Source organism: Allocoleopsis sp. (genome assembly GCF_036703385.1).
GTDB lineage: Bacteria > Cyanobacteriota > Cyanobacteriia > Cyanobacteriales > Coleofasciculaceae > Allocoleopsis.
Genome location: NZ_DATNPA010000147.1, coordinates 1 through 9071 on the forward strand (window position 1 = coordinate 1; position 9071 = coordinate 9071).

Annotated in this window: 7 protein-coding genes; 6 read left to right on the forward strand and 1 reads right to left on the reverse strand. The window is 49.0% G+C overall.

The genetic code is table 11. From position 1 onward, the window contains the following. The 6 genes from V6C93_RS07395 to V6C93_RS07420 form a co-directional block, all read left to right on the forward strand. Positions 1–1376: tetratricopeptide repeat protein (locus tag V6C93_RS07395; RefSeq protein WP_333476010.1), on the forward strand; the 1376-nt coding region annotated here is incomplete at its 5' end. 360 nt (positions 1377–1736) lie between these two features. Continuing rightward, a complete protein-coding gene (locus V6C93_RS07400; RefSeq protein WP_333476011.1) occupies positions 1737–2711 on the forward strand; it encodes a protein phosphatase 2C domain-containing protein in 975 nt (324 codons plus the stop codon). A gap of 158 nt (positions 2712–2869) precedes the next feature. Then, positions 2870–3706 (forward strand): hypothetical protein, encoded by an 837-nt coding sequence (locus tag V6C93_RS07405; RefSeq protein WP_333476012.1) that lies wholly within the window; start codon positions 2870–2872, stop codon positions 3704–3706. 82 nt (positions 3707–3788) lie between these two features. Continuing rightward, on the forward strand, positions 3789–5066 hold the full coding sequence (locus tag V6C93_RS07410) for a VWA domain-containing protein (RefSeq protein ID WP_333476013.1): 1278 nt from the start codon (positions 3789–3791) through the stop codon (positions 5064–5066). Positions 5067–5429: 363 nt separating this feature from the next. Continuing rightward, positions 5430–6200 carry an FHA domain-containing protein gene (locus V6C93_RS07415; RefSeq protein WP_333476014.1) on the forward strand — a complete coding sequence of 257 codons (771 nt, stop codon included), beginning with the start codon at positions 5430–5432 and terminating at the stop codon, positions 6198–6200. Positions 6201–6247: 47 nt separating this feature from the next. Next, entirely contained in the window at positions 6248–7627 is a 1380-nt protein-coding gene (locus V6C93_RS07420) for a hypothetical protein (protein ID WP_333476015.1), read from the forward strand. 123 nt (positions 7628–7750) lie between these two features. Here the strand turns inward: V6C93_RS07420 and glyA are convergent, their stop codons facing one another. Further along, positions 7751–9034, reverse strand: a complete 1284-nt coding sequence (glyA, locus tag V6C93_RS07425) for a serine hydroxymethyltransferase (protein ID WP_349262639.1) — start codon at positions 9032–9034, stop codon at positions 7751–7753. Positions 9035–9071 lie beyond the last annotated feature (37 nt).

Sequence of the window (9071 nt, forward strand, 5' to 3'; positions counted from 1 at the left end):
GCGACTTCAAACCCGACAACGTCATGCTGGAAGGCAACGATGTCAAGTTAATCGACATGGGCGGCGTCAGGCGTATTGATGACCCCCACGGCGACATCTACGGTACGGTAGGTTACAGTGCTCCAGAGGCAGGTGAAGGGCCAACCGCTGTATCCGATCTGTTCACCGTAGGTAGAACCTTAGCGGTTCTACTCACTAACATTCGAGGCTTTAGCAAAGAACATCAGTATACCCTCCCCAGCCCCCAGGAAGACCCTCTGTTTGCCGAGCAAGAATCACTTTACCGCTTTCTGCTCAAAGCAACGGCGGAGAATGCAGACGATCGCTTCCAATCAGCAGATGAAATGGCTGATCAGCTACTCGGTGTACTCCGAGAAGTGGTTGCCACCGAGACGAATACCCCCCGTCCTGCCACTAGCAACGTGTTCAGCGGCGACATGCTGGCACTCACCAGCAGCAGCGGCTTCGAGCCAATCCGCGCCGACTATCACCAACTACCCATTCCGATTCTGGACTCAACAGACCCAGGCTTCAATGCCATATTGAATGCAGGTACTATTCCTGATCCAATTAAGCGGAGTGTCAGCTTAGAGCAAATCGTCAATCGGTTTCCCACTTCGATGGAAGCACTGTTACGGTTTGCGAACAGCCTGATTGATACCGGTGATTACGGTGAGGCAAACCTAACGTTAGCGCAAGCCGAGGAAAAAGACCCTTGGGATTGGAGGGTCTTGTGGTACAAGGGGCGGAGTTTTATGGCACAGGGTAATGCAAAGGATGCTCAGGCGGCATTTGACCAAGTTTACTTTGACCTACCGGGTGAACTCGCTCCCAAGTTAGCATTGGGACTAGCAGCGGAACAGGTGCGTAACTACCAACTCGCCATCAAGATGTATGACTTGGTATCTCGCACCGATCCGAGTTATACCTCCGCCGCTTTTGGTTTAGCTCGCTGCTTATGTGTTACTGGCAACCGAAACGGTGCAGTGGCAGCCTTGGAACGGGTGCCCCAAGCGTCCAGCTTGTTTACGCGATCGCGCGTGGAAATTGCCCGCACCTTAATTAATACTGAGCGTTCCGCACCGGGGACGAAAGAACTCAAGGACGCTTCGATCGCGATCGAGGCACTTACTCTGGAGGGTATGGATCGATATCGATTAACGAGACAAGTTCTACAGACAGCCCTGGATCTTGTTACTTCAAAGACTCTTACACCCGTTTCTTCCATCGCCATTCTGGGACAGCCACTAGAAGAGGTACATCTCAGAAAGGGTTTAGAAAAAGCTTTACGTAACATGGCACATTTAGCCAGTGGCGACGAGAAAATTCGGTTGGTTGATGAGGCTAACCAAGTACGACCGAGAACCCTATTCTAAGTGGAATGTCACTGACATAACGATTCGATACCGCCCCCCAACCCCCAATTCTGGGGGAGCAAGAGTTCAAAGTCCCCCAAAATTGGGGGATTTAGGGGGCAAATTCCACAGGAGAGCGCTTAAGCCAGCGACATTTATTCTAAGTGGGCAATACGAGAACCGACGAATGGCAATGACTTAAGAACTTTCCTACCTCACCCATGAACCCTTGTGCAGGGGGTCTGGGGGAGGCACTCCGTCCCCCAGTGGGGGGTTTGGGGGGAAACCCCCCAATCTGGGTTTTTCCAAGAAACGATCACTTTTCCCTTAAGTTAAGTCAGTGACATTTCATTTAGGGCGGCTAAATATGAGGAAGATAATATGCAATGTTCAAAATGTGGAGCTACAGTACTGGCAGGCGATCACTTCTGTGAAGAATGCGGTACAGCACTGGTGGTAGAAGCTGCCATCCCCCAATCGACAGGAGGATGTGAAAAATGCGGTGCTGGGCCAGAGGAAATCGATGCTGAGGGGTATTGTTCCCACTGCGGATTCCGCAATCAAGCGCGGGAAAATGACCGGATTCAGGTAACTTGTTCGTCGAAGTTGGCGGGTGTTAGCGATCGCGGACTGAGACACTACAACAACGAAGACTATGTGGCTTGTGCAACCGTTGATGGGAAAAATGCCTACGTTCTCGTCGTCTGTGATGGAGTTTCCAGTTCCCAGCAACCTGAACTGGCTGCCAAAGCCGCCGCCGAAGCCGCTTGTACAGCACTAACCGCCGCTATTGAAAAGGGTGATGTTAAGCAAGAAGAGGCAATGAATTCAGCGTTTACCTCTGCTCTGTCAGCCGTGTGCGCTATTCCCTACAGCGAGGGGACGAATGCAGACTTTCCCTCAACAACCATTGTTGCAGCCGTCGTTCAAGACAATCATGCAACCATCGGCTGGCTTGGTGATAGTCGTGCCTACTGGATTTCTGGGCAAGGTTCCCGACAACTCACCAAGGATGATTCTTGGCTTTACGACATGGTTTCATCGGGTAAGATGACCGAGGCTCAAGCGAGGCAGTCAGATAAGGCTCATGCGATCACAAGATGGTTGGGGGTGGATGCGATCGCAGATTCGGAACCTTCCATTGTGAACTTCAATATCCCTGGTTCCGGGTACTTGCTCCTGTGTACGGATGGACTGTGGAACTACGCCCCGGAACCCGCACAAATTGCTGAACTTGTCAAGCCAAAGTCAGGTGCAGATGCGCTCACAGTTTCTCGAAGTTTGGTAGAGTTTGCGCGACGCTCTGGGGGACACGACAATATCACTGTTGCTGTACTAATGAACTATCAACCATGAACATTTTTTCCCAGCTTAAACGGATAGCTTGATAAATTATAGACTTCAAGTAAGAAGTCTAATGTCTCTCTTCTCTCTCTTCTGCTCAAGAAGGTGTCACGAAAGCCGATTATTCTGTTTGCTTGTGAGGCGTTAGCCCAGCTAACGAAGCTACTGCGATGAATGACTTGGAAGCCGACTATAGTCAAGACAAGCAAAATGACTCCAGAACTAGCCAAGAGTTGATCGAACTTGCACTAGTTGCAGAAGATGAAGATGCTTTGTGGAATATTGTGAGTGTTTTGCAGTTTCGTGGCGACTATGAGGTATTTGAGATTGCATCCAGGTTATGTGACAGCCATAATCCCAACGAAAGGAAGTTAGGAGTAGATATATTAGGACAGCTAGGAATACCAAACAGGTCTTTTCCTGATGAGTCTTTGAGAATTCTTTTCAGATTGATTGAAAAGGATGAGAACACTGATGTCTTGAGTGCTGTTGGAATTGCTTTAGGGCATATCAAGGATGCAAGAGCAATTAAACCATTAACTATATTGAAAGATCATCCCAGTGCTGATGTGAGGTTTGGGGTTGTTTTAGGTCTATTAGGTCAAGAAGATAGCTTGGCAATTAACACACTGATTGAGTTGTCTTCAGCTCCAGATGAAGAGGTAAGAAATTGGGCAGTTTTTGGATTGGGTTCGCAGATTAAAAAAAATACGAAAGCCATTCGAGATGCGTTATTAAAACGGCTGAATGAAGAGAAAAATAAAACTGATGTTGAAATGGAAATCCGGGGAGAAGCCTTGCTAGGTTTAGCAATCAGAAAAGACGAGAGAGTCGTTAAGATATTAATAGAGGAATTATCGTCTCAATCGGTAGGTATTTTAGCCGTTGAAGCAGCTCGAGAAATAGGAGACTCAAGACTGTGTTCAGTGCTGATGCATTTAAAAGACTGGTGGGATGTGAACAGCCATTTGTTGGAAGAGGCTATTCATAGCTGCTGCACAAGTTAAACATGTATTAGCTTAGTACCAAGTACATCGGAAAAAGTTCAAAAACCAAACTCTAGTAATTTATTTACGCTAAAGAATTCCTATGTCTACTCAATTCAAAGCCGAAGTCTTCCAAAACCAATTTTTACCGCAAGGCGTTAAAGAAGTTCATGCCATCATGACCGTTACAGCAGACGGGAGTGAAGGGGTAGCAGCGAATCCCACTGGGGGAAGACTCTTCGGCGTTATTTGCGATGTTTCTGGCTCGATGGGAGGCGGCAAGATTCATGCGGCTAAAGATGCGATGGTCAAAGTCGTAAATTTGTTGCCTGAGGATTCTTTTTTCTTCGTTGTTACCGGTTCTACTAGAGCTAAACTGGTTTACCCATTGTCGAATGCCACGCCTCAGAATAAGGAACGTGCGATCGCATCGATAAAGTTGATCGAACCGGGCGGCGGAACTGTGATTTCGACTTGGCTGTCCGAAGCTCTCGAACAGTTCAAAAAAATGCCTAATGCTGTGCGTCAGGCGCTGCTACTCACGGATGGACAGAACGACTCTTCAGATGAGCAGCGATTGAGCTCAGTTCTCCAATTGTGTGAGGGTGTCTTTCAGTGCGACTGTCGAGGTGTGGGTACGGATTGGAGAGTGAAACAACTCCAACAGATTTCTGACAACCTGCTAGGCACCACCGACATCATCCCTGATGCTTCAATGATTGAAGCGGATTTCCGAGCTATTCTAGCGAAAGCCATGACCAAGAGCGTGAGCGACGTGGCGCTGCGCTTGTGGACACCACAGGGAGCGAAGGTGCTGTTTTGCAAGCAAGTTAGCCCTGAAATTGTTGACCTCACCCACCGCGCTAAATCCGTCAAACCCCAGATTTCGGACTATCCAACGGGTGCTTGGGGCAAGAGCGAATCCCGTGACTACCACTTTTGCATTGAAGTCAAACCCGGTGAGGTTGGTGATGAAATGTTAGCCGGTCGGGCAAGCCTAATCCATACGATAGACGGTGTGGAAACCAAAGTAGCTGAGGCGCGGATTCTAGCAATTTGGACGGACGACGAAGCCAAATCAACCAAAATTGATAAACGAGTCGCTCACTACACCGGACAAGCCGATCTTGCCCAGTCTATTCAAGAGGGACTAGAAGCACGCGATCGCGGCAATATTGAAGTAGCTACTGCCAAGCTAGGAAAAGCCGTCAAACTCGCTCACGATTCCGGAAACGAAGCAACCGCCAAGCTGCTCAGGAAAGTGGTTGACATTCAGGACGCCGCAACAGGTACAGTGCGGCTCAAGCGAGAAGTCGCCAAAGAAGATGCAATGGCATTAGAAACGCGATCAACTAAGACTACTCGTATTCCCAAATCCTGATGAGTCACTAGAATTTGTCTGCAACTTTCATATACGCAGGAGTCAGGAGTCAGGAGTCAGGAGTAGAAAAGGCTTTATCTCTAGCTTTCTCTCCTCAGTTATGTACCTCATCAACTTGAAAACTGCTGTAGGTAAAAAACTCTCCTTTTCTTTTCCCTCTCTGCGTTCTCTGTGCCTCTGAGGTTTATTAACCATCTACGTTGCCAACACACTCTAGCAACTTGGGTGCGATCGCGATATGTATTAAATCTGTAGGGTGCGTTAACGAAGTGTAACGCGCCGCCATTAAGGAATCAAAACCACTTCCAGTGTAGTTAGCTTTTATAGTACTCCCTCACCTTCGAGGGAAACGCCAAACCAGCTATGTCCACCTACAAATGTCCAAAAGGACACGAATCAACCGAGCCAGATTATTGTTCGGAATGTGGTGCAAAAATCAACGGAATTCCCAAACTCGCCTCTTCCCCAAATCTCCTGAATTCAACCTTGCCGCAAACCGACCAATCTGTCATAACCTGCCCTGATTGCACGGCTCCCCACGAACCCGACAGCGGTGACTTCTGTGAAATTTGCGGTTACAACTTCGTCACTGGGGCACATGGCGAAGTGCCGCCAGTTCCCCTCACGCCTACCCCTGCGGCAGAAGCCACCCCAGCAGGAGAGGGAGAGTCTTCTTTCACTCCGGAAGTTCATCCCGCTACCCTAGCACCGCCTCAAATCTCGACAAAAGCGGCAGTCACCCCATCCCTGAAACTCGAACTCGTCATCACCATCGATCCGTCCTTGCGAACTCCAGACAGCCCCCCAGCACCGCCTCATCAAGCGCCGATCGCTTTCCGGTTAGAGAAGGAAACGAACCTGATCGGGCGTAGTAGTACCCTTCAGGGAATCCAACCCGAAATTGCCCTAGATCTGGATGATGCCGTCTCCCGCCGCCATGCCCTGCTACTTCGACAACCAGACGGTACATTTATTCTGCGCGATATTGGTTCTTCTAATGGCACGAAACTAAACGGTATTGAATTGCAGCCGATGGTTGACACACCCATCAAAGATAGTGATGAAATCACCCTCGGACATTGGACTCGGATTGTGGTTAAAGCGATTCAACCTTTAGGAGAGAGTGAAGGCTAAGTAAAGTCAAAAGTCAAAACTCCAATTCCCAATCCTTATCTTTTAATATGACTAATACAATTTCCCTCTCAAGTAAGGCTATTACAAAGCTAACTACCCCACAACTGCTCAAAGGCGGTTTATATCTCACTTGGGGAGCTAGTTTCCTTGTACTGATTGCCACAATTTCTGGAGTCCAGAGTGCTAGGCACGCCATTAAAACCGTTGGTAAGGACTCAGCACCGAGTATCATCTCTGCTCAACGCATCAAAGATAGTTTGGCAGACATGGATGCTAACGCCGCTAACGAATTTCTGGTGCCGTCTGGACAGAATCCGGAAGCTGTCAAGAGTTACGAAGAGCGACGCCAGAAAGTAAACCGAATGATGCTGGATGCTGCCAAGAACATCACTTACGACGAAGAAGACAAGATTATCCTGACATTGCAAGTGAAGTTAGGTGAGTATTTAACGAAAATCCAGCAGGTACGGGACTTCCACGCACGTAACGATAAGAATGGAGTTTTGGTTCATTACCGAGAGGCTGCCGACCTCATAGATAATACACTCCTGCCAGCTGCCGATAAGCTGAATGAGGTGAACTGGAAAGCCCTCGATCGCACCTACGGTGACGAGCAATTTGCGTCTGCGCGATCGCTGTTCTTGGTTGTCATCTCTAGTTTCCTTCTAATCAGCATACTGGTAGCTATTCAGCTATTCCTCAGCAACCGGATGCGCCGCACACTCAATCCCATGCTGCTGGCTGCCACTGCGATCGCCATTCTCTTTCTCGGCTACACTACACGAGCGTTCCTCTCGGCATCTAACAATCTGAAAGTTGCCAAAGAAGATGGTTTGCAGTCGATTCAGGATTTACGCAAAGCTCGCTCCATCGCCTACAGTGCGAATGGTGACGAGAGTCGCTACTTGCTCGACACCGCATTAGCTGCCAAACATGAGCAGGCTTACTCCAAGAAGGTATCCCAACTCGCTACCTTCGCTCAGGGACAGGATTTTCAGACAGTCGCCACATCCTTTGCCCAGTCTCAAGTTAAGGAAGTGAACGGCTTTACCGGTTATCTGGCTGACGAACTGAAGAATATTACCTTTGATGGTGAACGAGAAGCGGCAGTGGATACTCTCTCCAACTTTGGTCAATACTATGCCATCGACCAACAGATTCGTCAACTCCAGCGTAGCGGCAAGTACGCCGAGGCGATCGCACTTTGCGTAGGCAACAAGCCAGGACAGTCAAACTGGGCTTTCGCTCAGTTTCTACAAGCCAATCAAAATACCATCGATATCAATCAGAAAGCCTTCGACGAGGCAGTTGACCAAGGTTTCAAGGATGTGGATGGTTTTGAAGTTGTAACTCTAGTTGTCGCGGTTGCGATCGCACTTCTAACGCTTTTTGGACTGCTGCCCCGTATTAAGGAATACTCCGCCTAGAAAAACTATTTCCTAGCTGCATTTTGCCCCCCTAGCCCCCCAAATTTGGGGGGAACCGGAACTTCAAAGTCCCCCAGAATTGGGGGATTTAGGGGGCATTCCAGGATTTATGCAAGAGGTCTATTAAACCAGAGTCGGTACGCGAATACTCAGATGGGGGTATAACGGGAAGCGATCGCACAATTGGGCAACCCGACGCCGACACTCAGCCGCCACCGCCTCATCCTCTGGATTGAGTAAGCGATCGGCAATAATGTCAGCAATCTCTGTAAATTCCGCTTGACCCAACCCCCGCGTAGTCATCGCCGGAGAACCCAGGCGTAAGCCACTGGTCACAAATGGTGACTCTGGATCGAATGGTACCGTGTTCTTGTTGGTGGTAATGTTGACACCGCTCATCAGTTGGTCAGCACGCTTACCCGTCATACCGATTGAACGCAAATCGACCAACATTAAATGGTTATCCGTCCCATCCGAAACAATCTTGAAACCCCGCTTTTGCAACTGAGTTGCCAACGCCTTAGCATTTTCAATCACCTGAGCAGAATACACCTTAAACTCCGGCTTCAGCGCTTCCCCAAACGCCACCGCCTTACCCGCAATCACATGCTCTAAGGGGCCGCCTTGAGTACCAGGGAAAACGGCTTTATCGAACTTCTTGCCCAATTCAACATCATTGGTGAGAATTAAGCCACCTCTTGGCCCCCGCAGCGTCTTGTGGGTAGTTGTGGTCACAACATGACAATGAGGAAGGGGATTGGGGTGATGTCCAGTAGCCACTAAACCGGCAATATGGGCAATATCTGCCATTAGGTAAGCACCTACTTCATCGGCAATGCTTCTGAATTTTTCAAAGTCAATGATGCGAGGATAGGCAGAGTAGCCGCAAACGATGAGTTTTGGACGCTCTTGAAGCGCCACTTCCCGAATGCGATCATAGTCCAGTTGCTCGGTTTCAGAGCTGACACCATAGTGACGAACCTTGAACCACTTACCCGAAACATTAACAGGTGAACCGTGAGTCAGGTGTCCCCCATGAGACAAATCCATACCCATAAACGTATCACCAGGCTCTAGCAGGGTGAGGAAGACTGCAAAGTTAGCCTGAGCACCGGAGTGAGGCTGTACATTGGCATGAGCCGCGCCAAATAACTCTTTAGCACGGTCAATGGCTAGTTGCTCAACTTTATCAATGAACTCACAGCCGCCATAGTAACGCTTTCCTGGCAACCCCTCAGCATACTTATTCGTCAGGACTGAGCCTTGAGCTGCCAGGACAGCGGCTGAGGTGAAGTTTTCGCTAGCAATCAACTCCAAATGATCGCGCTGGCGCTGGAGTTCTTGCCCTAGACACTCCGCTACGGCAGGATCGGTTTGAATGAGAAAATCTAAGTTACTTTGAGTCACTTGCGTTAGTCCCGAAAGATGCGCTTGAGTCAACGAT

What these genes read in the sequence shown, in the direction of transcription:
- V6C93_RS07400 (WP_333476011.1), top strand. Translation starts at nt 1,737, where the DNA reads ATGCAATGTTCAAAATGTGGAGCTACAGTACTGGCAGGCGATCACTTC.
- V6C93_RS07405 (WP_333476012.1), top strand. Translation starts at nt 2,870, where the DNA reads ATGAATGACTTGGAAGCCGACTATAGTCAAGACAAGCAAAATGACTCC.
- V6C93_RS07410 (WP_333476013.1), top strand. Translation starts at nt 3,789, where the DNA reads ATGTCTACTCAATTCAAAGCCGAAGTCTTCCAAAACCAATTTTTACCG.
- V6C93_RS07415 (WP_333476014.1), top strand. Translation starts at nt 5,430, where the DNA reads ATGTCCACCTACAAATGTCCAAAAGGACACGAATCAACCGAGCCAGAT.
- V6C93_RS07420 (WP_333476015.1), top strand. Translation starts at nt 6,248, where the DNA reads ATGACTAATACAATTTCCCTCTCAAGTAAGGCTATTACAAAGCTAACT.